This window comes from Parablastomonas sp. CN1-191, from assembly GCF_049354825.1.
Classification (GTDB): Bacteria; Pseudomonadota; Alphaproteobacteria; order Sphingomonadales; family Sphingomonadaceae; genus Novosphingobium.
Genome location: NZ_CP186480.1, coordinates 783,216 through 808,782, shown reverse-complemented (window position 1 = coordinate 808,782; position 25,567 = coordinate 783,216). Strand labels below are relative to the sequence as shown.

Genomic DNA, 25,567 nt, shown 5'->3' with positions numbered 1-25,567 from the left:
GGGTAAACGATCAGAGCCCGCGCGCCGCGCGAGACCTCGCCGTCCAGGTCATCAGATTGGGTCAGCCCTCGTCCCCGTCGTCTTCGCCGGTCAGATCGACCGGGGTGACCGGCTGGATTGTCGAGACCGCGTGCTTGTAAGCGAGCTGGACGTAGCCCTCGCGCTCAAGAAGCATGCAGAACAGGTCGAAGGCAGCGACCCGGCCCTGCAGCATGACGCCGTTGACCAAGAACATCGTCACGGGAACCTCCGCATTGCGGACGCTGGTCAGGAACACATCCTGTAGCAGGCGGACTTTCTTGGCGGGTTCGGCAACGCCGAACTGCGCAGCGTCGAGCGGCTGACTTGGCATGATCGTGGAAATCGCATGCTTGTAGACCAGCTGTGACTGGCCGTCCCGGCGCAGCAAGATGGAGAAATTGTCGAACCAGGTGACGATGCCTTGCAGCTTGACGCCTTTGACCAGGAACATGGTGACCGGGATCTTGTTCCGGCGCAGCAGGTTGAGGAACTGGTCCTGAAGGTTGGCGCCCTTGGCAGGCGTAACCGGCGCAGCAGCCTCGGCAGTTTCCGCCGGAGCCTCGGTCTTGGCACGCGGGCGTGCTGTCAGGGTGCGTGAAGTCATCGGTCACTCCATCGTTGTTGGCGGTGCCGTTTCACGGACCGCTATCTGGCCCCGCTCCGTCAAAGGGGCGCGGCCGTTTTTCAAGCCCAGACTATCGCCATCCAACGCCGGCGTAAATGCGCGATCAGGTCGTGTGTTCCGCCATGCCGTCGCTGTCCTCGCGGCCAGCCATGTTGAGCAGCTTGAGCTTGCGGTGAAGTGCCGAGCGCTCCATGCCGATGAAGGCCGCTGTGCGCGAGATGTTCCCGGAAAAGCGGCGAATTTGCACGCGCAGGTATTCCCGCTCGAATGCCTCGCGCGCCTCGCGAAGCGGCACCCCCATAAGGTTGGAAAGGCCCCCCTCCCCGTTCATGCGACTGTTGACGACCTCGCTGGGAAGCATGTCGGCCTCGATCCGGGCCAGCTTCTCGCGCGGGGCAAGGATGATCGTCCGCTCGACCATGTTGCGAAGCTGACGCACGTTGCCCGGCCATTCGTAAGCCTGCAGCGCGGCCAGCGCCTCGCTCGCGATGGTCGGCGGCGGTACGCCCTGGTCGGAGGCATAACGGGCGAAGAAATGATCGACGAGCGCCGGGATGTCGTCGCGGCGATCGGCCAGCGAAGGCAGCGTCACCGGCACGACGTTGAGGCGGTAGAACAGGTCTTCGCGAAACCGCCGCTCGGCAATCTCGCGTTCCAGGTCGCGAGAGGTCGACGAAACGACGCGCACGTCGACGCGGATCTGGCGATTGCCGCCCACGCGGACGAAAGCCTGATCGGTGAGAACCCGCAGGATACGTGCCTGTGTCGACAGCGGCATGTCGGCGATCTCGTCGAGGTAGAGCGTGCCGCTGTCGGCCATTTCGAGCAGGCCCGCGCGTACCAGCTTGCCGTCCGCCTCCTCGCCGAACAGCTCCTGTTCGAACCGTTCGGGGGTAATGCGTGCGGAATTTACCGTAACGAAGGCGTTGGCGGCGCGCGGGCTCCACGAATGGAGCAGGCGTGCCGCCACTTCCTTGCCCGACCCGCCGGGCCCTGAAATCAGCACGCGCGATCCGGTATTGGCGACCCGCTTCAGAGTGGCGCGTACCGTGTTGATGGCGGCCGAATTTCCGGTGAACTCGTCGGCAATGCCGAAACCCTCGCGCAAGCGCGCATTTTCGCGGCGCAGGCGCTCGGTCTCGGTGGCGCGCGCGACGAGGAGGAGCAGGCGTTCGGCCTCGAACGGCTTCTCGATGAAGTCCATGGCTCCGCGGCCGATCGCGGACACGGCCGTGTCGATATTACCGTGACCCGAGAAGATGATCACCGGCAATTCGGGCTCGCGCGCCTTGATCGCGTCGAGCACTTCCAGTCCATCCATCGGGCTGCCGTGCAGCCATACGTCGAGCAGGACCAGGCTGGGGCGGCGCTGATCGATCATGTCGAGCGCCGAGGTACTGTCGCCGGCGGTCCGGCACTCGTAGCCCTCGTCCGACAGGACGCCAGCGACGAGGTCGCGAATGTCGCGCTCGTCGTCGACGATGAGGATGTCGAGGGCCATCAGATCTTCCTTTGCATTGGCATATTTCGCGTTGTCATTCGGCGGCTTCGGCCGCGTTGCCGGGCGCAATCGGATCGCGGGCAAACGTCAGCGTGACGATGGTGCCTTTCGGGTTGTTGCCGGCGAACGCCATTTCGCCGCCGTGCTCCTCGACGATCTTCTTGACGATCGCCAGCCCGAGCCCGGTCCCCTTCTCGCGCGTGGTCACGTATGGTTCGGCGATGCGCTCGCGATCCTGCGGGAGACCGACGCCGTTATCCGCGATCGATATCGCGATGTCCTGCGCCGTGTGGCGGATCGAAACTTCGACCCGGCCGCGGTAATCGGCCTCGGCGACTTTCTGCCGCGCTTCGACCGCCTCGACGGCGTTCTTGAGCACGTTGGTCATGGCCTGGCCGAACTGGTGGCGATCGCACGCAATCGTGCCAACGTCGCCGTCGGCGCTGAAGGAAAAGTCGATGTCGGGCCGGGCGACCTCCTGGAGGAACAGCGCTTGCCGAGCCAGGTCGACCGGGTCCTCACCGCGAAACACCGGCTTTGGCAGCCGCGCGAAGCTCGAGAATTCGTCGACCATCTTCCTGAGGTCGCCGACCTGGCGGATGATCGTGCTGGTCAGTTCCTCGAACAGCTCGGTGTCGACCGTGATCTGCTTCTTGTAGCGGCGGCTCAGCCGTTCGGTTGCGAGCTGGATCGGCGTCAAAGGGTTCTTGATCTCATGCGCGATGCGGCGGGCCACGTCCGACCAAGCGGCAGCGCGCTGATCAACCAGCTGGCGGGTTATGTCCTCGAACGTCAGCACCGGGCCGCCGGCGCGGCGGCGCGTCGCCTTTACGGCCAGCGTCAGGAGTTCTCCGCCCTTGGCGTACTGGACGATCCCCCCGCCCTCGTCGTTTTCGATCACTTGCGCCAACGAGGGCGCCAGGTCCGCCAGGCGCGTTCCGACCGGAGCCGGCCCGCGGCGATCGAGCAGCAGCTTCTGCGCCGACGAGTTCATCAACTGGATCTCGCCATCGCGGCCCAGTGAAACGACGCCGGCCGTTACGGATTCGAGCACCGCTTCAGTGAACGCGCGGCGTTCATCGAGTTGCTGGTTGGCGCTAACCAGCGCCTTGGTCTGCTGTTCGAGTTGGCCGGTCATGCGGTTGAATGCGCGGTTGAGCAGGCCGACCTCGTCTGCGCCGGTGCGACCGGTCACGCGCAGCGCGAAGTTCCCGCGCCCCACCTCTCTCGCGGCCTCGACCAGGTCGTAAAGCGGCTTCACCTGCCGGTCGGCAAACCGCAGCGCGAACCACACGGCGAACCCCACGAGCATCAGCGAGGCGACGTAAAGCGCAACGTTGAAACGGATCTGCAGCACACGCGCACGCTTGGTCAGCACGTCGTAGGCAACCACGATATTCTGCGCGCGCTGGCCCGACAGCAGGTCGGACGATCGCGCGGTATAGAGATAGATGCCGCTCCGGCGGTCGATCGGGGTTACCGCCTCAATGCGGTCGGGCTTCGCGGAGACGACGATCGACTCCCCGCTGTCGAGCTTGCGCAGAACGTTGCTGGACACTTCTTCCGAAAGCGGATCGTCGCCCCGCGCGAAGGCGGCCTTGTGCAGCGCCCCGTCGTTGCCCTTCTGCAGGATCGTCGATTCATCGATCTTCCGGTGAATGACCTGGTAGCTGTAATAGTCGGGGAAGCTGGGACTGGTGATCGGCTCCTGACTCAGGAAATCACGGATATCGCCTGCCATGGCCAGCGATTCGTACTCCATGTCCTTCTGGGTCTGCTCGTAATAGCCGCGCGCCAGCTTGTTGGCGTTTTCAAGCAAGCCGCGCGAGGAATCGGAAAACCAGAACTCCACGCCCGACTGGAAGAGCCAGGAGGCGAACAGCACCACGATCAGGGTCGGCACCGCCGAAATGAGCGAAAACAGGAACACGAGACGGACGTGCAGTTGCCCGCCCCCGCCTTCGTTGCGCGCCGCCCGCCGCAGCGCCAGCCAGCGCCCCACCAGCACCACGATCGCCATCGCGGGTACCAGGGTGCCGAACAGCAGCCAGGCGGTCAGATCGCCCGGCATCATCTCGCCCGTGGTGGCATGGTCGACGATGGCGAACACGCTGACGGTGACCATGGTCACGAAGGTCAGAACGGCCAGCGCTGTGACGATGGCGAAAAAATTGGTCCGGCGCGCCATCAACTGCGCCCGCCGCCACCACCTCGGAGGCCAGCGTTTATGAACCAGAGCCGTCATCGTTGCCGCATTACAACACCCGCTGTTGCATTGATGCAAGGTGTTTCGGCGCGCGCGCCGCCCGTTCAGCCGCGTCCGCGCAGTATCTCGGGGTCCAGCGCAAGATCCTGGAGCCGTTTGCGCAGCGTATTGCGATTGATGCCAAGCCGCTGGGCTGCGCGCAGCTGGTTGCCGCCGGTCTCCTCGAGAACCGCGGTGAACAGCGGCCGTTCGAGCGCGGCGAGCGCAAGGTCGTAGATCGTTCCTGACGCCGGCTGTTCGCGGTCCAGCCAGGCGCGCACGGCGCTGGCCAGGTCGGCCACATCGACCGCTTCGCCAACCGGTCGCTCAGCCATGAGGGGCGCCAGCGCGTCTGCTTCCACCGTATCCTCGCGCGCCAGCAGCGCCACACGGTAGATGAAGTTGCGCAGTTCACGAACGTTGCCGCGCCACGGCTGGCGCGACAGCAGCAACGCGGCCGTGTCGGACAGGCGCCGCCGCGGCAGGCCCTCTTGCGCTGCCAGCGCGAGGAAGTGACGCGCCAGCGCAGGTATGTCGTCGGCACGTTCGCGCAGCGGCGGCAGCACGATCGGCACCACGTTGAGCCGATAATAAAGGTCTTCGCGGAACTGACCGGCCGCAATCATGGGCGCAAGATCCCGGTTGGTGGCCGCGACGATGCGAACGTTCACCGGGATATCCTCGCGCCCGCCCACCCGGCGGACGGTCCCGGACTGCAGCGCGCGCAGCAGCCGGGTCTGGGCCTGCATCGGCATGTCACCGATCTCGTCCAGGAACAGTGTGCCACCGGATGCCTGCTCGAACTTGCCGTGATGGCGTACGACGGCACCGGTAAAGGCCCCCTTTTCGTGGCCGAACAGCTCGCTTTCGATCAATTCTGAAGGGATGGCGGCGGCATTGACCGCAACGAAGGGACCTTCGCGCCGGCTACCGAGCTGGTGAATCGCTTCGGCTACCAGCTCCTTGCCGGTGCCGCTTTCGCCCAGGACCAGCACGGTCAGGTCATTGCGCAGCACGCGAGTGATCATGCGGTAGACCGCCTGCATCGGCGCGCTGCGGCCGACCAGCGGCAGGCCCGTTTCCTGCGCATCGTCGTCCAGGGTCTTCGCCCGGGTCGAATTGCCGACCGCCTGGCGGACCGTGCGTACCAGCTCGTCAAGATCGAAGGGCTTCGGAAGATACTCGAACGCCCCGGTGTCGCTAGCGCGCACCGCGGTATCAAGCGTGTTCTGCGCCGAAAGGATGATCACCGGCATGTCAGGCGCGGCCACGCGAACCTCGCCGAGGCTCTCGATGCCATCCCCGTCGGTCAGGATCACGTCGGTAACAAGCGCGGTGAAGCTGCGTTCGCGCAGGTAGCGGTCTCGCTCTTCGATGGAGACGCAGTGCGTCACTTCGAACCCTTCAGCCTCAAGCGCAGCGGTGATGACGACGGCGATCGACGCATCGTCCTCTACCAGAAGGACGCTCATGCCGCGCAGGCCCCGGCGGACCCCGCGCCGCGGCGCTCCAACGCCACCGGAAGATGGACGTGGAAGTGCGTCCAGCCGGCTTCTTCGTCCCGGTCCATGCCGATCCTTCCGTTCATATCGCGAACCAGCCGCCGCACTAACGCCAGTCCCAGCCCCTGCCCGCTTTTCTTCGACGTCACGAATGGCTCGAAAACGTGGTCGCGGACGGCGGGGTCGATACCGGGACCGTTGTCACTGACGCGTAGTTCTATCGGCAGTCGCACCGGCTGCTCGCCGCCCGCACGCTGGAACTGCAGACCGCTGGCGAACCGCGTGCGGATCACGACCTGCGGGGCCTGTCCTCCCTCGGCAGCCTCGTGCGCGTTGGTCAGGAGGTTGAGGACGACCTGGACCAGCGCATCGGCATTGCCCTGCACTGGCGGCAGGGACGGATCGAATTCCTCGCGCAACGACATGGGCTCTCGCGCTGTCGTGATGACGGCCACGGCACGGCGGACGGATTCGTGCAGATTGCAAGGTTCGAGCGGGGGCGAAGATCGCCTGCTAAGTGTTTGCATCTGATCGATTAGGTTGGCAATCCGATCGACCTCCCCGGCGATCAGTGTCGTAAGCGCGCGATCCTTGTCGTCAAGCTTGCGGGCCAGCAGCTGGGCCGCGCCCCGTATCCCGGCGAGCGGGTTCTTGATCTCGTGCGCGAGAACCTCGGGCGCGCGCAACAGGCTGTCTTCGTCGCTCAGGGAGCCGACGCCGCCAAGATCGACCAGAGTCAGCATCTGCCAACCCGGGAAATCGATGACCGGAGCCAACGTCACGTCGAGGCGGCGGACCGCCTGGCCCGCGAACTGCACCGGCGTCGAGCGCGCCGACAGCTGCGCTTCGCCCTCGCTCACGCGGCGGCACAGCGTTACCTCGCCAAAGGTGATCGCCTCCGACAGAGCGCGGCCCATAAGACGGCGCGCGCTTTGGCCCAGCAGCTGCTCGGCCGCAGGGTTGAGCGCGGCAATGCGATGCGCGGGATCGACGAGAACGAGCGCGAACGGCAAGCTGACGAGCTGCCGGCGCGCGTCCGGGCCCATCAGGCGGCCTGGCGCGTCAGCAGCGGCGCATAGAATTCGCGGAGCATCCGAACCACCTCGCCCGCGTCGTCGACGAAGTTGACCTTGTTGCGGAACTCGGCGGAACCGGGCAGCCCCTTCGTGTACCAGCCCAGGTGCTTCCGTGCGATCTTGACGCCGGTGTCGCGGCCGTAATGCTCCAGCATCGCCTCGTAATGCTCGACGACGACCTCTAACTGCTCATCGATCGAGGGGTCGGCGCTCTCGCCGCCGCCGCGCCACCACCGCATCACCTGGCCCAGCAGCCACGGCTTGCCGTATGCGCCCCGCCCGATCATCACCCCGTCGGCGCCGCTTTGCGCCAGCGCAGCGGCGGCATCGTCGATCCCACAAATGTCGCCGTTGACGATGACCGGAATCGACACCGCATCCTTGACCTTACGGACGAATGACCAATCGGCATCTCCGGAATAGAGCTGGTTGCGCGTCCGGCCGTGGACGGTAACCATCCTGATGCCGATATCCTCGGCAATCCGGGCCAGCTCGGGCGCGTTCAGGCTCGCATGGTCCCAGCCCATGCGCATCTTCACGGTTACCGGAACAGATACCGCCTTCACGGTCGCTTCCATCAGCTTCACCGCCAGCGGAACCTCGCGCATCAGCGCGCTGCCGGCAAGCTGGCCAACCACCTTGCGCACGGGGCAGCCGAAGTTGATATCGATGATCGCGGCGCCGTTGGCTTCCTGCATCCGCGCCGCTTCTGCCATCGACACGGGATCGCAGCCGACCAGCTGCATCGAGACAGGCTCTTCGATCCGGTCCCACTCGGCCTTCTGGACCGACTGGCGCGTTGCGCGGATGGCGGCTTCGCTGGCAATCATCTCCGTGACGTTCAGCCCCGAACCGTAGCGCCGCACCAGCTTGCGGAAAGGCAAATCCGTTACGCCCGTCATCGGCGCGAGGATGACAGGGCAGCCGATCTCGATCGGTCCCACGGCGATCGGGGACATCGGAGGTGGTGGAGGGAGCGCGCGCATAGTCTCAGGATGCCTAAAAAACGGGCAGCACATAGGGAATTGCCGCCGCCCCGGCAAGCGGATAGCGCCGGTGACGATGGACAGCGCCCCCACATCTGCTTTCGCCGCGGTCATCGTTGCCGCCGGGGCCGGCCTGCGCGCGGGCCAGTCGCTACCCAAACAGTTTGCGCGCTGGCGCGGCAAGCCGGTCATACGGCACTCGGCCGAAGCCTTTGCGCGGGCTGGAGCGACGCCGATCGTGGTCGCCATCCCCGCCGGGGCTGATGAAACTGCCACTGCCGCCCTTGGCGGCATTCCCGGGGTCAGGCTGGTCGCGGGCGGCGCGACCCGCCAGGCGTCGGTGCGCGCTGCACTCGAGGCTCTTGCCGCAGACGGTCCGCGGGCCGTCCTGATCCACGACGCCGCCCGCCCGTTGGTGCCTCCCGGCGTAATCGCCCGGCTGGTGGACGCGCTTGCCGTTCATCCCGCGGCCATCCCGGTCCTGCCAGTTGCCGACAGCCTCGCAGCTGCCGATGGCGACGTTATGGGCGCGCCCGCCAGCCGCGAAGCCCTGCGGCGGGTGCAGACCCCGCAGGCGTTCGATTTTGCCGCCATCCTGGCGGCGCACCGAGGCTGGCGCGGCGCTGCCGACGCCGGGGACGACGCCCAGGTGGCTCGCGCTGCGGGAATGGATGTGGTTATGGTCGAGGGGGATGAAGCGTTGCACAAGCTGACTTATGCAGCCGACTTCGCCGCCGCCGGGCCGCTGCCGCTCCGCGTCGGCACCGGCTATGACGTTCACCGACTGGCCGCCGGGGAAGACCTCTGGCTTGGCGGGGTCAGGATCGATCACAGTCACGGCCTTGCGGGCCACAGCGATGCGGACGTTGCCATCCATGCGCTGGTCGACGCCTTGCTCGGCGCGCTCGGTGCCGGAGACATCGGCACGCATTTCCCCCCCAGCGATCCGCAATGGCGCGGCGCCGCGTCCGACCGCTTCCTCGCCCATGCCGTGTCGCTGGCGGCGGAGGCAGGGTACGCGATCGGCAATGTCGACCTGACAATCATTTGCGAGGCGCCGAAGATCGGGCCGCACCGCGCCGCGATGCGCACGCGGCTGGCTCAGTTGCTCGGGTGCGCGGAAGACCGCGTCTCGATAAAGGCTACGACGACGGAAAAACTCGGCTTCACGGGCCGCTCCGAAGGCATCGCCGCCCAGGCGGTCGCCACGCTTGTACTCGATTGAAAAGGAAGCCGATCATGGGTCGCACCACTGTCCTTGCCACCGTCCTGACGCTTGTCCCTGTTACTGCTCAGGCTGCGGAGCCGCCGTGCCTGGCACCGGCCGAGTTCAGCGCCGTGTCGAGCTATGCCCTGCCCAGCCTCATCCGCGGCGCGATCAGCCGCTGCGGGCCCAGCCTGCCGTCAACCGCGTTTCTACGCACAAGCGGAGAGGCGCTGGCGCGCAAGTACGATGCCGGCAGGATCGCCGCCTGGCCGACCGCGAAAGCCGCGTTCCTGAAAGTCGGGACGATCATGAATCCGCAGGTGAGCGGCCTGTTCGGCGCCATGCCCGATTCCGCTTTGCGGCCGATGGTCGACGGGTCGATGGTCAACATGGTCGGCCAGCGCCTTCCGATCGACCGCTGCACATCGCTCGACCGCGCGATCGAACTGGTCGCTCCGCTGCCGGCGGCCAATGCGGCCAAGCTGGTCGGGATTGCAGCCGGCCTCTGGGCGGGCGACGGGCGCGCGCGGCTGGGACAGTTCAGCGTCTGCAAGACGTGACCCGCGGCTCGCTCCTGCCCGGCGCGATCGCCGGCCTCGCGGCCGAAGTCGTTGCTCGCAATGCCGAGGCCGGGCGGATGGTCGCGGTCGCAGAAAGTTGCACTGGCGGCCTGGTCGCAGCCGCTCTCACCGAAGTGCCCGGTTCGTCGGCCGTGTTCGATCGCGGCTTCGTGACCTATTCGAACGAGGCCAAGCAGGAGCTGCTGGCCGTACCTGCCGACCTGATTGTGACCCACGGGGCCGTGTCCCGCGCGTGCGCCGAGGCGATGGCCCGCGGTGCGCTGGCGGCAAGCCGCGCCGATGTTGCCGTCTCGGTTACGGGCATTGCCGGTCCGGGGGGGGGCAGTGCCGACAAGCCGGTCGGCATGGTGTGCTTTGCGCGCGCCGTTCGCGGTCGCGATACGGTCGATATCGAGGTCAAGCAGTTCGGCGCCAACGGGCGGGCCGCGATTAGGGCTCAGGCAGCGGTCGTCGCGCTGGAGCTGCTACTGCCGTAAAGCGCGTGCGCGCGCGCTTCGAATGCGGCGACCATCTTGCGAAAGGCACGGTCGAAATAGCTCCCCGCCAGCGCTTCGAAAACGGCATTGCGGAACGTGAAATCGACGCAGAAATCGATTTCGCAGCCCCCCCCATCCACCGGACGGAACAGCCAACGGTTATCGAGGTCCTTGAGCGGCCCGTCGACATAATGCACGGAAATCCGGCCCGGCCGCTGCTTCTCGACCCGGCTGGTAAACTTCTCGCGCAGCGCATTGAACCCGACCAGCATGTCGGCGACCATTTCGGTTTCGCTGTTGGAGCGCACGCGCGTCGCCACCACCCACGGCAGAAATTCGGCATAGCGGCCGACATCGGCCACAAGATCGAACATCTGCTCGGGGGTGTAGGGCAGGCGGTGGACGTCGTGGATGCCGGGCATGTCAGCTAGGCGCGTTCGCCCTTCCGCAACGCCCGCTCTGCCGCCTTGGCCACTTGCGCCTCGCGTGCGGTGCGCATCGCTCGGAAATCGTCCCCGGCGTGATAGCTGGAACGGGTCAGCGGGCTGGACGCGACCTGCAGGAACCCCTTCGCCCGGGCAATCGCGCCATAGGCGTCGAACGCCTTGGGCGTAACGAAATCGATGACCTTGGCATGGCGGGGGGTTGGCTGAAGGTACTGGCCCATGGTCAGGAAATCGATGCCGGCGCTACGCATGTCGTCCATGACCTGGTGCACTTCGAGCCGCTCCTCGCCAAGGCCAAGCATGATGCCGGACTTTGTAAAGACCAGCGGATCGTGGGCCTTGACCTCTTCCAGCAGGCGCAACGAGGCGTAGTAGCGCGCCCCGGGGCGGATCGTGGGATAAAGCCGCGGCACGGTTTCGAGATTGTGGTTGTAAACATCCGGCCCGGCGGCGACGATCGCCTCGACTGCGGAGCGCATCTTGCCGCGAAAATCGGGGGTCAGGATCTCGATCGTGGTGCCAGGAGTGGTACGGCGCAGTTCCTCGATTACCTTGACGAACTGGCTGGCGCCGCCGTCTGCCAGGTCGTCGCGATCGACGCTGGTGATGACGATGTGTTCAAGGCCAAGCTTTGCGGCGGCCTCGGCAACATGCGCGGGCTCGTCGCGGTCGACAGCCAGCGGCATTCCCGTCTTCACGTTGCAGAACGCGCAGGCGCGGGTGCAGGTATCGCCCAGGATCATCACCGTCGCGTGCTTCTTGGTCCAGCACTCCCCGATATTGGGGCAGGCCGCCTCTTCGCACACGGTGTTCAGCGACAGATCGCGCATCAGCTGGCGGGTTTCGCCGTAGCCCTTGCTGGTCGGCGCCTTGACGCGAATCCAGTCGGGCTTGCGCTGGCGCTCGGGGCGGGCGGGCGTGGCGGCCATGTCGTTCATGGCGGCCCACATAAGGGCTTCCCCGCCTGCTTGCCAGAGGCTTCTCGGCGCGGCATGAGCGCACCATGACGACAGCCCCCTCCCCGCAGCTTGGCCATCTGGTCGAAGGTTATCGCCGCTTTCGCGAACATGGCTGGAGCTCGAACCGAGAGCGCTGGGCGGCCCTGCGCGAAGGCCAGGAGCCCGAGGTGATGGTCATCGCCTGCTCAGACAGCCGCGTCGACCCGGCGCAGATCTTCGACGTCGATCCGGGCGAGATTTTCGTTGCCCGCAACGTCGCCGCGATGGTGCCCCCGTTCGAGACGACGCCCGGTCACCACGGTGTGTCGGCGGCACTGGAATTCGCGGTGCAGTTCCTCAACGTCCGTGAGATCGTGGTCATGGGCCACGGCATGTGCGGCGGTTGCAAGGCCGCGCTGAGCCAAGACCTGGCGGGCACGCGCCCGGGAGAAGGCGGCTTCGTCGCCGACTGGATCGGGATGCTGGACGATGCGCGTGAACAGGTGGTGGCGGAGCACGGCACCCAGGGCCGCGACGCCGAGCGCGCGATGGAGCAGGCCGGCGTGCGCGTAAGCCTTGCAAACCTGAGAACGTTTCCTTGCGTGCGCGACAAGGAGCGCAGCGGCCAGCTGCGGCTGACCGGTGCGTTCTTTGCCATCTCGGACGGCATTCTTCACGTTCTCGACGAAGCGACCGATCGCTTCGAACCGGTCCGCTGAACGCAGAAAGGGCGGCGATTGCTCGCCGCCCTTTCCGTAACTCACACGTCTTGCTTCAGCCCTGCGTGGCAGCCGGAGAAGTCGGCGCCGTGCCCGCCGAAGGATTGGCCTTCTGGCTGGCATAGATGGCCCACAGGTCAGCGATCGGCTTGCGCGGCCCGGTTACAGCCGCAAAGGCAGCCTTGGCACCTGCGTAGTCACGCAGCATGGTATCGGCGATACCGATACGCGTCTGGATCCGCGCGGTGTCCGCACCCGGCTTGCCCAGCGCCAGCTTGTAGAGCTCGAGCGCCTTGGGATAATCCTCGTAGCTGAGCGCGGCGTCAGCCGCAGCGGTCGTCGCCGTGGCGGTCGAACTGGCGGTCGAAGCGTCGCGGTAGAGCGCCGGCAGCGACGTCTTGTCGGCGGCCAGGCGGCCCTGCGCCATCGTCCGCGCCTCGGTGATGAACGCCTGCGAACCGGCCAGCTTGCCCGAACGAGCGCCGAGATCGAGGACCTTGAGCACCTCGCCCGGCGAACGCCGCGGGTCGGCTGCCTGGATATAGTCGACGTAATCGCGCGCCTCGGCAAAGCTGTTGGTGGCCAGCATCAGGCGGGCGAGGTCAAGCGTCTCCTGCGACTGGAAGTTGCCGATCTCGCGAACGACGGCGATCGCGCCGGACCAGTTCTCGGTCGTCGGGTAATAGGTCACCAGCCCCTGGCTGAAAGCGGCCGCCTGCGGCAGCAACTTTCCGGTGTACGCAGCGCCCAGCCCGCGACGATACCACGAAGCGGGGGCCGGCTTGCCGGCGGCCTGTGCGGTCGAAATCGCCTGCTGCAGAAGCTGGAGACCCTGAGCCGTCTGACCTGCCTGCAAGAAACTGTCGGCATAGAGCGCGGCCACGTCGTTTTCGGCATAGCCGGCGTCCATCGCGGCCTTCAGCGCCGTCTGGGCGCCTGCATAGTCCTTTGCGTCGAACGAAAGCGAGCCGAGGAAGTAGTTGAACCGCGGCAGGTCGGCGGCAGCAACCTTGCCGCTGGCGATCATCGCGGCCAGGCCATCGCGCTGCAGCACGGCATCGCCGGTCAGGTTGCCAAGCTGAAAGGTCAGCTGCGCGGCGGCATAGCGATCATCGGGGGTGGTGGCGGCCGCGGCGGCGGTGGCAATGGCTGCCTTCTCGCTAGTGACGGTGTTCGCCAGTGCCGCGACGGCGCCGTTATAGGCGGTCATCGCAGCGGCGCGCTGGGCGCCATTGGCAGCGTTCACGGCGTTACGGGCATCGTCGACCGCCTTCTTCGCGGCGAGGACGTCGGCACGAGTCTTCGCGGCGGTCAGCGCGGCAACCGCCGCGTTGTAAGGCGCCCCGAACGGCTTCGACAGCGACAGCTTGGGGCCGGATGCGGCGGCGGCCTTTTGCGCCATCGCGGGCGCTGAGCCCATGCCGGCGGCCACGACCAGGGCCAGCGCAGTGCGGGCCAGCAGCGTCTTGCGGATCATATGAAATCTCTCCTCGTAGCGCCCGGGGCAAAGGGGGAACCCTCGGGGGTATTGCGGCGGGTAACTGGCCGCAAAGGGCCAGTTTGGCAACAGGTTGGGTGCCGCTAGCTTTCGGCGGGTGAACGCGCTTTGAATGCCGCCGGTTCCGCGCGTTCAGGAAAGCGGCGCGAAGTGTGGAAAACCGGCCATAGCGGCGGCCTCGACGCGTCCACGGCGCTGGCTATCCCGGGCCTGCTGGCCTAGGGTTCCGGCCCTATAAGCCCTTCCCGTCAACAGCCGGCTGAACAGCTTCGTGAGCGACGACACCGAAATCCTCGATACCCCATCGCCGCTGGGCGAATTCCAGCGCGTCGACATCGTCGACGAGATGAAGACCAGCTATCTCGATTACGCGATGAGCGTGATCGTGGCGCGTGCCCTGCCCGACGTTCGCGACGGGCTGAAGCCGGTCCATCGCCGCATCCTTTTCGCAAGCCAGGAGGGCGGCTTCGTCGCCGGGCGGCCCTACCGCAAGAGCGCGAAGATCGTCGGCGACGTGATGGGTAACTACCACCCGCACGGCGACAGCGCGATCTACGACGCGCTGGCGCGCATGACCCAGGACTGGTCGATGCGGCTGCCGCTGATCGACGGCCAGGGGAATTTCGGGTCGATGGATCCCGATCCGCCGGCCTCGATGCGCTACACCGAGGCGCGACTGGCGCGGGTGGCCAACGCGTTGCTCGAGGACCTCGACAAGGACACGGTTGACTTCGCCGACAACTACGACGGCTCGCGCAGCGAGCCGACGGTGTTGCCCGCGCGCTTCCCCAACTTGCTGGTCAATGGTGCCGGCGGCATCGCGGTCGGCATGGCGACCAACATCCCGCCGCACAACCTGGGCGAAGTGATCGACGGCTGCCTGGCGATGATCGAGAATCCCGCGATCACCACCGAGCAGCTGATCGAGATCATCCCGGCGCCCGATTTTCCGACCGCGCCGCTGATCCTGGGCACGGCCGGCGCGCGCAGCGCCTATCACACCGGTCGCGGTTCGATCATCCAGCGCTGCCGCCACGTGGTCGAGGAAGGACGCGGCGATCGCCGGTCCATCGTCTTGACTTCGATGCCATACCAGGTGGGCAAGAACGGACTGGTCGAAAAGATCGCCGAGGCCGCCAAGGACAAGCGGATCGAGGGTATCTCCGACATTCGCGACGAATCGAGCCGCGAGGGCGTGCGCGTCGTCATCGACCTCAAGCGCGACGCCACGCCCGACGTCGTGCTCAACCAGTTGTGGCGCAACACCCCGGCGCAATCGTCCTTCCCGGCCAACATGCTCGCAATCCGGGGCGGACGGCCCGAAATCCTGGCCCTACGCGACATCATCGCCGCCTTCATCACCTTCCGTGAGGAGGTGATTACCCGCCGCACCAAGTACGAACTGAACAAGGCGCGCGACCGCGCGCACATCTTGCTCGGCCTGGTCATCGCGGTCACCAATATGGACGAGGTGGTCGCGCTTATCCGTTCCGCCCCCAACCCTGCCGCGGCGCGCGAAAAGCTGCTGACCCGGGACTGGCCGATCGGCGACATCGCCCAGTACATCCGGCTGGTCGAGGCGATCGAACCCGACGCCGAGCAGACGGGCGGCACTTATCGCCTGTCCGAAGCGCAGGTTCGCGCCATCCTCGAGCTGCGCCTGCATCGCCTCACCGCGCTGGGCCGCGACGAGATCGGCGGCGAACTCAAGGAGCTGGCCGTCGCGATCGCCGAGTACCTGTCGATCCTTGCCGACCGCGTGAAGCTCTACGGCGTGATGAAGGACGAGCTGACGGCAATCCGTGATGCCTATGCCACCCCGCGCAGAAGCGAGATCACAGCTGCCGCCGACGGTATCGACGACGAGGACCTGATCGAACGCGACGACATGGTCGTCACCGTGACGCTCGACGGGTACATCAAGCGGACCCCGCTCTCCACCTTCCGCGCCCAGAACAAGGGCGGCAAGGGCCGCGCCGGGATGGCGACCAAGGACGAGGACGCGGTCACGCACCTCTTCGTCACCTCAACCCACACGCCGGTGCTGTTCTTCTCGACAGAAGGAAAGGTCTACCGGATGAAAGTCTGGCGCCTGCCCGAAGGCGGCCCGGCGACGCGCGGGCGGCCGATGATCAACCTGCTGCCGCTGGCGGCAGGCGAAACGATCTCGACCGTGCTGCCACTGCCCGAAGACGAGGACGAGTGGGGCAAGCTCCACGTCATGTTCGCGACCGCGCGCGGATCGGTGCGACGCAATTCGATGGATGCCTTCACCAACATTCGCAGCAGCGGCAAGATTGCCATGCGCTTCGAGGACGGCTCGGAAGACCGCCTTATCGGCGTCTCGCTTCTGACCGAGGACGACGACGTGCTGCTTGCCACCCGCCAGGGCAAGGCGATCCGCTTCGCCGCCACCGATGTCCGGGAATTCCAGAGCCGCGATTCCACCGGCGTTCGCGGCGCACGCCTGGCCGACGGGGACGAGGTGATCTCGATGTCGGTGCTACGCGGCTTCGACGCGACCCCGCAGGAGCGCGAAGACTATCTCAAGGCCGCACCCTGGAAGGAGGGCGAGCGCGAGGTCACCCTTTCGCCCGAGCGCATGGCCGAGTTCGAGGCGGCCGAGGAGTTCATTCTAACGGTCACCGCCAACGGTTTCGGCAAGCGCACGTCGGCCTATGAATACCGCCGCACGAGCCGCGGCGGCCAGGGCATCACCAACATTGTCAGCTCGGAGCGCAATGGCGAAGTCGTGGCCAGCTTCCCGGCGCACGATGGCGAGCAGCTGATGCTGGTAACCGACCAGGCCAAGCTTATCCGCACGACGGTCGGCTCTGTCCGCGTCACCGGACGCAACACCCAGGGCGTGATCCTTTTCCGCGTCGCCGATAACGAAAAGGTCGTCTCCGCCGCTCGCATCGAAGAGAGCGAGGACGAGGCCGAGATCGATCTCGGCGACGGTCCCGCCGGCGGCGCTGCCACCGACGACGCCGTGGTCGGGCAGGACCTGGCGGAGGGCGGCGACGAACCCGGCGTCAGTGACGCGTGATGGCTGACCGCCCCGTCGTTGCTTACAAGGTGCTGACCTCGCCCGAGATGACGGCGCTTGAACACGGCGGCCTGTTCGCCGGCGCGCCCGTCGATCTTGCCGACGGCTACATCCACTTGTCGACGGCCGAGCAGCTCGAGGAGACGGTCAGCAAGCACTTCGCCGGACAGGACGACCTTCACGTCGTGACGGTCGACCTGCCTGTTCTTGGCGATGCCGTCCGGTGGGAACCGTCGCGCGGCGGCGCGCTGTTTCCGCACATCTACGCGCCGTTGCCGCTCAGCGCGGTGCTGGCCTATGGCCCGTTGCGGCGCGGCGAAGATGGACTGATCAGGCTCCCGATCGCGGGCTAGCCAGCGTCGAGGCAACGCCCAGCGCGATGAGCAGCTGGCCGGCATAATAGAGCGGCCAGATCAGGAGTGCCGGAAGCGAACTGGACGCCAGCGCACCGGTCTGCGCGAACAGAAGAAGGTCGGAACCGACGAACAGCACGGCGCCGATGCCGGTCCGGTAACGCGGAAAGCGGCTCAACCATGCCGCCGCGGCCATCGCGCCGACGATCGGTGCATAAATGCCCGCACCCATCCAGTCGGTCGGTTTGGGCAGGACCAGAACTGCAATCAACGGCGTCATAACAAGCAGCGTCAGCGCCAGCAGGCGCCGGCTCGCGCTGGGCGCGGCGCGGCGATTGCGGACGTAAAAGGAGATCGCAACGACGTGAGCGGCGACGAAGGCCGCCGCGCCGGCATAGATATTGGCCTCGATCAGCCCGTCACCCAGCGCCGCCAGCGCCAGCACGCCTGCAAACCGGCGGCTCTGCGGTAAAAGGTACAGCGCCAGGCAGCCGACCGCTGCCATCTTGATCGCCACGCGCAGCGCGCCGAGCTGGTGCCCGTCCTTGATGAACACGTACGCGATCCCTGCCAGCAGGCTGGCCACGAGCAAAGGCAGCGCGCGCGATCGCGAGTTCCAACCGATCATGCGCGCGGCTTGGCGTTTCCCTTTCGGGCGCGCAAGCGCTAGGCGCGGCGCGATGGGATACGACGTTCATGTAATCGGCGGCGGGCTCGCCGGGAGCGAGGCCGCGTGGCAGCTTGCTCGCGCCGGGTTGACGGTGCGGCTTTCGGAAATGCGCGGCGCCTCGCCGGATAAAGGCGGCGAACGGACGCCGGCGCACCAGGGTGACGGACTGGCCGAGCTGGTTTGCTCCAACTCGTTCCGGTCCGACGATGCCGACAACAACGCGGTCGGCCTCCTGCATCAGGAAATGCGCGAACTCGATTCGCTGATCATGGCGGCAGCCGAGGTTGCCAAGGTGCCTGCAGGGTCGGCGCTGGCGGTCGACCGCGACATGTTCTCCGGCGAGGTCGAACGGCGCCTGCGCGAGCAGGCAAACCTCACCATCGTGCGTGAGCGGATCGATCGCCTTCCCGAAGCCGGCCTCACCATCGTCGCGACCGGCCCGCTGACGGCCGCAGCACTGGCAGACAGCATCGGCGCCGCGACCGGCGCCGACAGCCTGGCCTTCTTCGACGCCATCGCGCCGATCGTACACCGCGATTCGGTGAACATGGACATCGCCTGGATGGCCGCGCGCTGGGACCGTGGCTCAGCGCTGGGCGACGGCAAGGACTACATCAACTGCCCGCTCGACAAGGCGCAGTACCTTGCTTTTCGCGAGGAGCTGCTCGCCGGAGAAAAGACCGAGTTCCGCGAATGGGAAGCCAGCACCCCCTATTTCGAGGGCTGTATGCCGGTCGAGGTGATGGCCGCACGCGGCGTCGAAACTCTGCGCTTCGGCCCGATGAAGCCGGTCGGCCTCGACAATCCGCACGCCGCCACGCCCGAACATCCCAATGGGCGTTGGCCTTACGCCGTCGTCCAGTTACGGCAGGACAACAAGCTGGGCACGCTGTGGAACATGGTTGGGTTCCAGACGAAGTTGAAGCATGCCGAGCAGGTTCGCGTCTTTCGCACCATCCCCGGCCTTGAAAACGCGGAGTTCGCGCGCCTGGGCGGCTTGCACCGCAATACCTTCATTCATTCGCCCGTGCTGCTTGATCGCCAGTTGCGGCTCAAGACCGCGCCGCATCTCCGCTTCGCGGGGCAGATGACCGGCTGCGAAGGCTATGTCGAAAGCGCTGCCGTCGGCTTGCTCGCCGGGCGCATGGCAGCAGCCGAACACGCGGCGCAGCCGTGGACCTCCCCGCCCCGCACCACCGCGCTGGGCGCGCTCCTGTCCCACATCACCGGCGATGCCGAGGCCGAGACGTACCAGCCGATGAATGTCAACTTCGGGCTGTTTCCGCCGGTCGACGATGCGGTGAAGAAGAAGCAGCGCAAGGGCGCTTACACCGCACGCGCCCGGGCCGACCTGGCGGACTGGATGGCGGGCGCGGGCTGACGCCCGTCAACACTTGCAGGCAGGCTTCTTGCGTTCCTTGGGCTTGGTGGTGGCGAATTCGTCGCGGCTGAGCGCGTTATCGCCGTTGGCATCGGCGCCCTTGAACTTGTTCGCGGTCACCACCGCCCACTCCTCGAAACTGAGCAGGTTGTTGTGGTCGGTGTCGAGCTTGCGGAACGCACCGACACGCGGCGCCAGCGCTTCGTTGCGGGTAATCCGACCGTCGCGGTCGCGGTCGAGCCGGTCGAAGCGTTTGCGCTCACGCGTGGCAGGATCAGCGCTCGGGAGCGGCGCGCCCTTCAGGCCGGCGCCGTCCTCGTCCGGGATCGCGATATCCTCTCCGCCGCTGGGGGGTGCCAGTTCGGCTGCGGGTAGAGCCGGCGCGGCGCGCTCGGTCTCGGCGCGGCCCTGCCACCAGAACAGGCCGGCGGCAGCCAGCAGCAGCGCGGAGACGGCGCCCAGCACGATCCGATTCATCGATCCTCCCGTTTCATCGCCCGGAACAATAACCTAGCGGCCGAGCAAGCCAAGCCGCAGCGCGCGTCCCGGACGAAAGGCGCCGTCGTCGCTGCGTGCCCCGGCGAGCACGACCAGGCCCCGCAGCGACCGTGTCAGCGGCAACAGAGCAGAGCGCGGCGTGCGCGCAACCAGCGCGCGCTCGCCAGGATCGCGGCAATGCGCGGCAAGGTCCGCCAGGGCCCAGCGCCGCCCCATCCGGGCGGCCGCCTCCCCGCCCAGCGCCGCCCACGGCGCGACGCGCCCGGCGGCGAACGCGGCGATACGTACCTCGTCCAGTGGCTCCTGGCCGAGGAGGTGTTCCCAGCCATCCACCAGAGCAGCCAGCGGGCTGCGATCCTCCTCCCAGCCGTGCAGGGCCGCCAGGACCGGGTCGCCACGGCGCCACGTTGCCGGATCGGCCGCGAGCGTGTCGCGCCACCACGCCAGTCGCATCTGCCCCAGCATCATTTCACGCGCGCCGCGCACCAGTTCCGCCATGCGGGCGTCCAGCGCGAGGATGGCCAGCGTGCGTGGGCGGAAGACGGAAGGGGTGTAAGCCAGCGCCAGGCGGGCTTCCGGGGCCAGGATCTCGCGTGCGTCGGTCACGCTTCACCCTGCGCACGGCGGGGCGCTCCAAGTCAATCCCGTCACAAATGCATCAGCGTAAAGAGACGTTAACCCCTTTGCTTGAAAGAAGAACAACCACGCGCGCCCTATGGGGTCTGCGCAAAGGGCCATTTGGGGGCAACGGAATGGGACGCATTGCACGCACATTGCGGCGGCTGCGCAAGGACAACAGCGGCAACGCGATGTTGCTGATGGCCATCAGCATGCCGGTCCTCGTCGGCGGCGCCGGGCTTGCCGTCGACATGTCGCAGTGGTTCACCTGGAAGCGCGAATTGCAGCTCGCCACCGACCAGGCCGCGCTGGCCGCCGCCTGGGCGCGAACGAATGCCGATACGCAGGACACCTGGCAGTCCCGCGGTCTCCAGGATTACAACTCCAATCTCTCGGTTGTGAAGGGCTTTGCCTCTGTCCCGACGTTCCGGCTTGCCGGCTATTCGAACGGCAACAACAACTCGGTCGTGGTCACGGCATCGGCCACCAAGGGCCTGACGTTCAGCAGCCTTTTCCTCACACGCGGCGTAACCGTTGCCGCCTATTCGCAAGCTAGCTTCTCGAAAGGCGCCAACTATTCGGCCTGCCTGATCTCGATCGGCAAGGAAGGCACGACCTTTACGGTGGGCGGCAACGCTACGATCGTGGCCCGGTGCGGCCTGGCGGCACTGTCCTGCTCGGACGATGCCCTGACGATCGACGGCAGCGCCAAGGTCACCACCGATTCGATCGCGGTCTGCGGCACAGCCAGCGTCCCCGACGATCTGGACGGGGTTCTTAACGAACATATCGACGGGCTACGCGACAGCTTTGCAGACCTCACCCCGCCGACCAGTCCCACCGCCCGGACATATACTTGCGCAGCCGGTTCGACGACCACGACCGCCACCACGCAGCGCGACACCACGACCGTTTACACGTACTGGAAAGGCTCGAACACGAACAGTCTGACCGCCACGACTTATTCGCCGGCAAAGAGCTCCACTTCGACGACTGGCACTCCAACCAGCGGTACGGTCGCCAACGGAACGACTGCCGGCACGACGACAGCCTATTCGGACACCTATCGGCAAGTCGGCGGCAGCGGCAACAACAAGGTCTACGAGCGCGCCCGCGTCACCACGACGACCACGACATCCAACGTCCAGGTGACCACAACCACCCAGGGTTCGATGCTGCCGGGCACCTACAGCGACATCACGGTCAAATGCAAAACCGTCTTCAGCAAGGGAATCTACGTCGTCGATGGTGGCACCCTCGACCTGACGGGCAACTACACCGTGACGGGCACGAACGTGATGTTCGTGCTCAAGAACGGCGCGACCATCAAGCTTGGCGGCAGCGGCAACGGCAACACGGTGTCGCTAACCCCGATGCAGGCGTCCGACTTCCTGCAGCTCGGCTACTCGGCGTCGCTGTCGAACCGTTATGCGAACATGCTGATCTTCGAGGATCGCAACAACAACCCCTCGCAGGATCACATCATCAACGGCAACTCGACCTCGCTGATCCAGGGGACCATCTACCTTCCTGCCGGCACGGCGCGCGTGAACGGCACGGCCAGCCTCGACTCGTCGTGTCTGCAAATCTCGGCCAACAAGATCAACATCCTCGGCAATGCCTACCTCGACACGCGCTGCCCGACTTCGCAGACGAACTCTGCGGGCGAGTCGGTCGCCAAAGTACGGCTCGTCGCGTGATCCGGCTTGCAAAGCATCTGGGTCGGCTCGTCCGCGACAGCACCGGCACGACCGTGATCGAAACCGCGATCGTTGCTCCAGTGCTGGCCCTGATGGCCTTGGGCAGCTTCGATATCAGCCGCATGGTCGCGCGCCAGCACGAGTTGCAGAACGGCGCCGGCGACATGGAATCGATCGTGCTCGCCTCTTCACAGGGTCAGGCTACGGACACGGCAACGATTAAGACGGTGCTTACGAACACGCTCGGCCTGCCTGCCAACAAGCTTGCCGTCGTCAAGAAGTACCGGTGCGGAACCGAAGCCGCGCTCTACGACTACATCGACGGGTCCTACGCCAGTTGCTCGATCGGGACGATGGTGTCGGTTTACGTCCAGGTTACCGTCAACGACACGTACACGCCGACCTGGACCAACTTCGGCGTCGGCGGCCCGATCAATTACAACGTGACCCGCATGGTGCAGGTCCTGAGCGCGATCAAGTGACCAGCGTTTGGGGCCGCCTTCGCCGCGATTCCGCCGGCGTTTCGGTAATCGAGTTTGCGCTGCTGGCGCCTGTCATTCTCGGTCTGATGCTGGGCGTGCTGCAGATCGGCGTGCAGATGCTCGGCTACAACGCGGTGCGCTCGGTCGCCGCTGACACGGTGCGGTACACGATGATCGAGTACCAGAAAGAAGACAAGCTCACGGCCGATCAGATCGAGACCAAGGCCAACGCGATCGCCGGGCTGCCGCCGTACAACCTGAGCGGAGACCGCTTCTCCGCCGCCGTGACCAACCCGGCCAGCGACATCGCCGGCATGAAGAAGTTCCAGCTGGTGCTGAACTACACGCCGCCGAATACCTTGGGAGTCCTCCGCATCGACGCCATGGTCATGACGTGGACGCGGGTGTTCTACGTTACTGCGAGTTAACGTGCAGCCCTAACGGTAGCACACCTTGCGGACCGCCTCGGCGATGCGGGGGGCATCGATCAGCGCAGCCTTTTCCAGGTTTGCCGCATAGGGCAGCGGAACATCCTCGTCACAGACGCGCAGGACCGGCGCGTCGAGGTGGTCGAAGCCGTCCTCCATGCAGATCGCCATGATTTCCGAAGCGATCGAGCAGGTCGGCCAGCCCTCCTCGGCGATGACGAGGCGATTGGTCTTGGCAAGCGATGTCAGCACTGCCTCGCGGTCAAGCGGGCGCAGCGTGCGCAGGTCGATGACTTCGGCGTCGATCCCCTCGCCCGCCAGCGTCTCGGCTGCTTCGAGCGCCATGCCGACCCCAATGGAGTACGATACGATCGTCACGTCCTTGCCCTCGCGCATGATCCGCGCCTTGCCGATCGGCAGGACATGATCGTCGAGCTCGGGAAGCTCGAACGTGCGGCCGTAGACCAGTTCGTTTTCCAGGAAGACGACCGGGTCCTCGCTGCGGATCGCGGCTTTGAGCAGCCCCTTGGCGTCCGACGCGTCGTAGGGGGCGATGACGACCAGTCCGGGTACGCTGGCGTACCAAGGGCCGTAGTTCTGGCTGTGCTGCGCGCCCACGCGGCTGGCGGCGCCATTGGGACCGCGGAACACCACCGGGCAGCGCATCTGTCCGCCCGACATGTAGTTGGTCTTGGCAGCCGAATTGATGATGTGGTCGATCGCTTGCATCGCAAAGTTGAAGGTCATGAACTCCACGATCGGGCGCAGTCCGCCCATCGCAGCGCCAGTGCCGATGCCCGCAAAGCCATATTCGGTGATCGGCGTGTCGATCACGCGCTTGGGCCCGAATTCCTCGAGCAGGCCTTGCGTGACCTTGTAGGCGCCCTGGTACTCCGCCACTTCCTCGCCCATCACGAAAACGCGTTCGTCGCGGCGCATTTCCTCGGCCATGGCATCGCGCAAGGCTTCGCGCACGGTCGACGTCTTCATGTTGGTGCCGTGCGGCACGACAGGGTCCGACACCTGCGGCTTCGGCGCCGGCACAGCGGACGGCGCAGCAACAGCGGGCGGCGCACTTTCGGCCGCATGTTCGGCCGTGGCAGGTGCCTGGTCGGCGGTGGTGGGGACGGCAGCGGGACCATCGTCTTCGCCCTCGCCCGCGATCGTGGCGATGACCGTCCCGACCTTCACGTTCTCGGTACCCTCGGCCACCAGGAGCTTGCCGATGGTGCCCTCGTCGACCGCTTCGAACTCCATCGTCGCCTTGTCGGTCTCGATCTCGGCCAGGATGTCGCCGGATTTCACCGTGTCGCCTTCCTTGACCAGCCACTTGGCAAGCGTGCCCTCCTCCATCGTCGGAGACAGCGCCGGCATCTTCAGGTCAATCGCCATCAGTACGACTCCACCAGCACGTCGGTGTAGAGTTCGGGCGCATCCGGTTCAGGCGAATTCTCGGCGAAATCGGCCGCTTCGGATACTTGCGCGCGGATCCGCTTGTCGATGTCCTTGATGGCATCTTCCGAAACCCCGCGCTTCAGAAGTTCGGCCTTGGCGCCTTCGATCGGGTCGTGCTTGTCACGCATTTCCTGGACTTCCTCGCGGCTGCGATACTTGGCCGGATCGCTCATCGAGTGGCCGCGATAACGGTAGGTGTTCAGTTCCATCAAGACGGGTCCATTGCCGGCGCGCACGAAGTCGAGCGCCTTTTCCGCCGCGCTGCGAACTTCCAGCACGTCCATCCCGTTCACGTCGATACCCGGAATGCGGAACGCGGTGCCGCGGCGATAGAACTCTGTCTCCGCGCTCGACCGCTTGACCGCGGTACCCATCGCGTAACCATTGTTCTCGATCACGAAGACGATCGGCAGCTTCCAAAGCGAGGCCATGTTGAAGGCCTCGTAGACCTGCCCCTGGTTGGCCGCGCCGTCGCCGAAATACGCCATGCAGACGCCGCCGTCCTCGCGGTACTTGTGCGCGAAGGCCAGGCCCGCGCCCAGGCTGACCTGCGCGCCGACGATGCCGTGTCCGCCATAGAACTTATGCTCGACGCTGAACATGTGCATCGAGCCGCCCTTGCCCTTCGAAATGCCGGCCTGGCGCCCGGTCAATTCGGCCATGATCACCTTGGGGTCGATGCCGTAGGCCAGCATGTGGCCGTGATCGCGGTAGCCGGTGATGACGCTGTCACGCGCGGGATCGAGCGCCGACTGCAGACCGACCGCGACCGCTTCCTGGCCGATGTAGAGATGGCAGAACCCGCCGATCAGACCCAGCCCGTAAAGCTGGCCCGCGCGCTCTTCAAAGCGGCGGATCAGGACCATCTGTTCATAAAATTGCAGCAGCTCGTCGTCCGACGCCTTGTGCACCGGATCGGCCTTGTGGGCGTCGTCGAGACTGCGAAGCGCGAAGTTCTCTTGGGGAGGAGCGGACTTGCGCGGGTTCTTGATGGTTGCGGCCTTGGCCAAACGGGGTCCCCTTCTGGGCGATTGGAGTGGGCCCTATAGAGGCATCGGGCCGCTACGGAAAAGGCCCCCGGCGCACAAAATGTTGCGGGCAGTATACGGCCG

General features: G+C 66.1%; 24 protein-coding genes. 10 read left to right on the top strand and 14 right to left on the bottom strand.

Going from position 1 to position 25,567, the window contains the following annotated elements; genetic code table 11:
* Window positions 1–61: 61 nt before the first annotated feature.
* From hfq to dusB, 6 genes are all read right to left on the bottom strand, one after another.
* Window positions 62–625, bottom strand: a complete 564-nt coding sequence (hfq, locus tag ACOYW6_RS04050) for an RNA chaperone Hfq (protein WP_423142533.1) — start codon at window positions 623–625, stop codon at window positions 62–64.
* Between the two features lie 124 nt (window positions 626–749).
* Window positions 750–2,147, bottom strand: coding sequence for a sigma-54-dependent transcriptional regulator (locus ACOYW6_RS04045; protein ID WP_423142532.1), 1,398 nt, complete (start codon window positions 2,145–2,147; stop codon window positions 750–752).
* Window positions 2,148–2,181: 34 nt separating this feature from the next.
* Entirely contained in the window at window positions 2,182–4,335 is a 2,154-nt protein-coding gene (locus ACOYW6_RS04040; RefSeq protein ID WP_423142531.1) for a sensor histidine kinase, read from the bottom strand.
* Window positions 4,336–4,457: 122 nt separating this feature from the next.
* On the bottom strand, window positions 4,458–5,864 hold the full coding sequence (locus tag ACOYW6_RS04035; RefSeq protein ID WP_423142530.1) for a sigma-54-dependent transcriptional regulator: 1,407 nt from the start codon (window positions 5,862–5,864) through the stop codon (window positions 4,458–4,460).
* A complete protein-coding gene (locus ACOYW6_RS04030; protein WP_423142529.1) occupies window positions 5,861–6,940 on the bottom strand; it encodes a two-component system sensor histidine kinase NtrB in 1,080 nt (359 codons plus the stop codon). The genes ACOYW6_RS04035 and ACOYW6_RS04030 overlap by 4 nt, the downstream gene beginning before the upstream one ends.
* Entirely contained in the window at window positions 6,940–7,956 is a 1,017-nt protein-coding gene (dusB, locus tag ACOYW6_RS04025) for a tRNA dihydrouridine synthase DusB (protein WP_423142528.1), read from the bottom strand. Before dusB ends, ACOYW6_RS04030 begins: the two co-directional genes overlap by 1 nt.
* A 76-nt stretch (window positions 7,957–8,032) precedes the next feature.
* Between dusB and ACOYW6_RS04020 the strand changes: the two genes are divergently transcribed.
* The 3 genes from ACOYW6_RS04020 to ACOYW6_RS04010 are packed head-to-tail and all read left to right on the top strand — an operon-like array spanning window position 8,033 to window position 10,220.
* Window positions 8,033–9,181 (top strand): bifunctional 2-C-methyl-D-erythritol 4-phosphate cytidylyltransferase/2-C-methyl-D-erythritol 2,4-cyclodiphosphate synthase, encoded by a 1,149-nt coding sequence (locus ACOYW6_RS04020; RefSeq protein WP_423142527.1) that lies wholly within the window; start codon window positions 8,033–8,035, stop codon window positions 9,179–9,181.
* 14 nt (window positions 9,182–9,195) lie between these two features.
* Window positions 9,196–9,723 carry a hypothetical protein gene (locus ACOYW6_RS04015; protein WP_423142526.1) on the top strand — a complete coding sequence of 176 codons (528 nt, stop codon included), beginning with the start codon at window positions 9,196–9,198 and terminating at the stop codon, window positions 9,721–9,723.
* Window positions 9,720–10,220, top strand: coding sequence for a CinA family protein (locus ACOYW6_RS04010; protein WP_423142525.1), 501 nt, complete (start codon window positions 9,720–9,722; stop codon window positions 10,218–10,220). The genes ACOYW6_RS04015 and ACOYW6_RS04010 overlap by 4 nt, the downstream gene beginning before the upstream one ends.
* Here the strand turns inward: ACOYW6_RS04010 and ACOYW6_RS04005 are convergent.
* Window positions 10,181–10,642: a type II toxin-antitoxin system RatA family toxin gene (locus ACOYW6_RS04005; protein WP_423142524.1), complete on the bottom strand. Its 462-nt coding sequence runs from the start codon at window positions 10,640–10,642 to the stop codon at window positions 10,181–10,183. The two genes, ACOYW6_RS04010 and ACOYW6_RS04005, sit on opposite strands and share 40 nt — an antisense overlap.
* 5 nt (window positions 10,643–10,647) lie before the next feature.
* Entirely contained in the window at window positions 10,648–11,604 is a 957-nt protein-coding gene (gene lipA / locus ACOYW6_RS04000) for a lipoyl synthase (RefSeq protein ID WP_423142523.1), read from the bottom strand.
* A 65-nt stretch (window positions 11,605–11,669) separates the two neighbouring features.
* Between lipA and ACOYW6_RS03995 the strand changes: the two genes are divergently transcribed.
* Window positions 11,670–12,323 (top strand): carbonic anhydrase, encoded by a 654-nt coding sequence (locus ACOYW6_RS03995; protein ID WP_423142522.1) that lies wholly within the window; start codon window positions 11,670–11,672, stop codon window positions 12,321–12,323.
* 55 nt (window positions 12,324–12,378) lie between these two features.
* On the opposite strand, the gene ACOYW6_RS03990 is transcribed toward ACOYW6_RS03995, so the two are convergent.
* Window positions 12,379–13,800, bottom strand: a complete 1,422-nt coding sequence (locus tag ACOYW6_RS03990) for a hypothetical protein (RefSeq protein ID WP_423142521.1) — start codon at window positions 13,798–13,800, stop codon at window positions 12,379–12,381.
* A gap of 292 nt (window positions 13,801–14,092) precedes the next feature.
* Here ACOYW6_RS03990 and gyrA point away from each other — a divergent pair, with 292 nt between their 5' ends.
* Together gyrA and ACOYW6_RS03980 are read left to right on the top strand one after the other, a co-directional pair.
* Window positions 14,093–16,870, top strand: coding sequence for a DNA gyrase subunit A (gene gyrA, locus ACOYW6_RS03985; protein ID WP_423142520.1), 2,778 nt, complete (start codon window positions 14,093–14,095; stop codon window positions 16,868–16,870).
* Window positions 16,870–17,223: a DUF952 domain-containing protein gene (locus ACOYW6_RS03980; RefSeq protein WP_423142519.1), complete on the top strand. Its 354-nt coding sequence runs from the start codon at window positions 16,870–16,872 to the stop codon at window positions 17,221–17,223. The genes gyrA and ACOYW6_RS03980 overlap by 1 nt, the downstream gene beginning before the upstream one ends.
* On the opposite strand, the gene ACOYW6_RS03975 is transcribed toward ACOYW6_RS03980, so the two are convergent.
* Window positions 17,201–17,851 carry a lysoplasmalogenase family protein gene (locus ACOYW6_RS03975; RefSeq protein WP_423142518.1) on the bottom strand — a complete coding sequence of 217 codons (651 nt, stop codon included), beginning with the start codon at window positions 17,849–17,851 and terminating at the stop codon, window positions 17,201–17,203. The genes ACOYW6_RS03980 and ACOYW6_RS03975 overlap by 23 nt on opposite strands.
* Before the next feature lie 52 nt (window positions 17,852–17,903).
* On the opposite strand from ACOYW6_RS03975, the gene trmFO reads away from it, so the two are divergent.
* Entirely contained in the window at window positions 17,904–19,274 is a 1,371-nt protein-coding gene (gene trmFO, locus ACOYW6_RS03970; RefSeq protein WP_423142517.1) for a methylenetetrahydrofolate--tRNA-(uracil(54)-C(5))-methyltransferase (FADH(2)-oxidizing) TrmFO, read from the top strand.
* Between the two features lie 6 nt (window positions 19,275–19,280).
* Here trmFO and ACOYW6_RS03965 read toward each other — a convergent pair whose 3' ends face one another.
* Both ACOYW6_RS03965 and ACOYW6_RS03960 read right to left on the bottom strand, forming a co-directional pair.
* Complete coding sequence (locus ACOYW6_RS03965) at window positions 19,281–19,751, bottom strand: hypothetical protein (RefSeq protein WP_423142516.1); 471 nt, start codon at window positions 19,749–19,751, stop codon at window positions 19,281–19,283.
* 33 nt (window positions 19,752–19,784) lie between these two features.
* Window positions 19,785–20,378 (bottom strand): hypothetical protein, encoded by a 594-nt coding sequence (locus tag ACOYW6_RS03960; RefSeq protein ID WP_423142515.1) that lies wholly within the window; start codon window positions 20,376–20,378, stop codon window positions 19,785–19,787.
* Window positions 20,379–20,524: 146 nt separating this feature from the next.
* On the opposite strand from ACOYW6_RS03960, the gene ACOYW6_RS03955 reads away from it, so the two are divergent.
* The 3 genes from ACOYW6_RS03955 to ACOYW6_RS03945 are packed head-to-tail and all read left to right on the top strand — an operon-like array spanning window position 20,525 to window position 23,000.
* Window positions 20,525–22,090: a TadE/TadG family type IV pilus assembly protein gene (locus ACOYW6_RS03955; protein ID WP_423142514.1), complete on the top strand. Its 1,566-nt coding sequence runs from the start codon at window positions 20,525–20,527 to the stop codon at window positions 22,088–22,090.
* Window positions 22,087–22,572, top strand: coding sequence for a TadE/TadG family type IV pilus assembly protein (locus ACOYW6_RS03950; RefSeq protein ID WP_423142513.1), 486 nt, complete (start codon window positions 22,087–22,089; stop codon window positions 22,570–22,572). The genes ACOYW6_RS03955 and ACOYW6_RS03950 overlap by 4 nt, the downstream gene beginning before the upstream one ends.
* The gene (locus ACOYW6_RS03945; protein WP_423142512.1) at window positions 22,569–23,000 is read left to right on the top strand and encodes a TadE/TadG family type IV pilus assembly protein; all 432 of its coding nucleotides are present in this window, start codon (window positions 22,569–22,571) and stop codon (window positions 22,998–23,000) included. Before ACOYW6_RS03950 ends, ACOYW6_RS03945 begins: the two co-directional genes overlap by 4 nt.
* A gap of 9 nt (window positions 23,001–23,009) precedes the next feature.
* Here the strand turns inward: ACOYW6_RS03945 and ACOYW6_RS03940 are convergent, their stop codons facing one another.
* Complete coding sequence (locus ACOYW6_RS03940; protein ID WP_423142511.1) at window positions 23,010–24,392, bottom strand: pyruvate dehydrogenase complex E1 component subunit beta; 1,383 nt, start codon at window positions 24,390–24,392, stop codon at window positions 23,010–23,012.
* The gene (gene pdhA / locus ACOYW6_RS03935) at window positions 24,392–25,465 is read right to left on the bottom strand and encodes a pyruvate dehydrogenase (acetyl-transferring) E1 component subunit alpha (RefSeq protein WP_423142510.1); all 1,074 of its coding nucleotides are present in this window, start codon (window positions 25,463–25,465) and stop codon (window positions 24,392–24,394) included. Before pdhA ends, ACOYW6_RS03940 begins: the two co-directional genes overlap by 1 nt.
* Window positions 25,466–25,567: the final 102 nt, after the last annotated feature.

Excerpts from the sequence above, each read along its gene's own strand:
- hfq (WP_423142533.1), bottom strand. The coding sequence starts at position 625 with ATGACTTCACGCACCCTGACAGCACGCCCGCGTGCCAAGACCGAGGCT.
- ACOYW6_RS04045 (WP_423142532.1), bottom strand. The coding sequence starts at position 2,147 with ATGGCCCTCGACATCCTCATCGTCGACGACGAGCGCGACATTCGCGAC.
- ACOYW6_RS04040 (WP_423142531.1), bottom strand. The coding sequence starts at position 4,335 with ATGGCGCGCCGGACCAATTTTTTCGCCATCGTCACAGCGCTGGCCGTT.
- ACOYW6_RS04035 (WP_423142530.1), bottom strand. The coding sequence starts at position 5,864 with ATGAGCGTCCTTCTGGTAGAGGACGATGCGTCGATCGCCGTCGTCATC.
- ACOYW6_RS04030 (WP_423142529.1), bottom strand. The coding sequence starts at position 6,940 with ATGGGCCCGGACGCGCGCCGGCAGCTCGTCAGCTTGCCGTTCGCGCTC.
- dusB (WP_423142528.1), bottom strand. The coding sequence starts at position 7,956 with ATGCGCGCGCTCCCTCCACCACCTCCGATGTCCCCGATCGCCGTGGGA.
- ACOYW6_RS04020 (WP_423142527.1), top strand. The coding sequence starts at position 8,033 with ATGGACAGCGCCCCCACATCTGCTTTCGCCGCGGTCATCGTTGCCGCC.
- ACOYW6_RS04015 (WP_423142526.1), top strand. The coding sequence starts at position 9,196 with ATGGGTCGCACCACTGTCCTTGCCACCGTCCTGACGCTTGTCCCTGTT.
- ACOYW6_RS04005 (WP_423142524.1), bottom strand. The coding sequence starts at position 10,642 with ATGCCCGGCATCCACGACGTCCACCGCCTGCCCTACACCCCCGAGCAG.
- lipA (WP_423142523.1), bottom strand. The coding sequence starts at position 11,604 with ATGAACGACATGGCCGCCACGCCCGCCCGCCCCGAGCGCCAGCGCAAG.
- ACOYW6_RS03995 (WP_423142522.1), top strand. The coding sequence starts at position 11,670 with ATGACGACAGCCCCCTCCCCGCAGCTTGGCCATCTGGTCGAAGGTTAT.
- ACOYW6_RS03990 (WP_423142521.1), bottom strand. The coding sequence starts at position 13,800 with ATGATCCGCAAGACGCTGCTGGCCCGCACTGCGCTGGCCCTGGTCGTG.
- ACOYW6_RS03980 (WP_423142519.1), top strand. The coding sequence starts at position 16,870 with ATGGCTGACCGCCCCGTCGTTGCTTACAAGGTGCTGACCTCGCCCGAG.
- ACOYW6_RS03975 (WP_423142518.1), bottom strand. The coding sequence starts at position 17,851 with ATGATCGGTTGGAACTCGCGATCGCGCGCGCTGCCTTTGCTCGTGGCC.
- trmFO (WP_423142517.1), top strand. The coding sequence starts at position 17,904 with ATGGGATACGACGTTCATGTAATCGGCGGCGGGCTCGCCGGGAGCGAG.
- ACOYW6_RS03965 (WP_423142516.1), bottom strand. The coding sequence starts at position 19,751 with ATGAATCGGATCGTGCTGGGCGCCGTCTCCGCGCTGCTGCTGGCTGCC.
- ACOYW6_RS03955 (WP_423142514.1), top strand. The coding sequence starts at position 20,525 with ATGGGACGCATTGCACGCACATTGCGGCGGCTGCGCAAGGACAACAGC.
- ACOYW6_RS03940 (WP_423142511.1), bottom strand. The coding sequence starts at position 24,392 with ATGGCGATTGACCTGAAGATGCCGGCGCTGTCTCCGACGATGGAGGAG.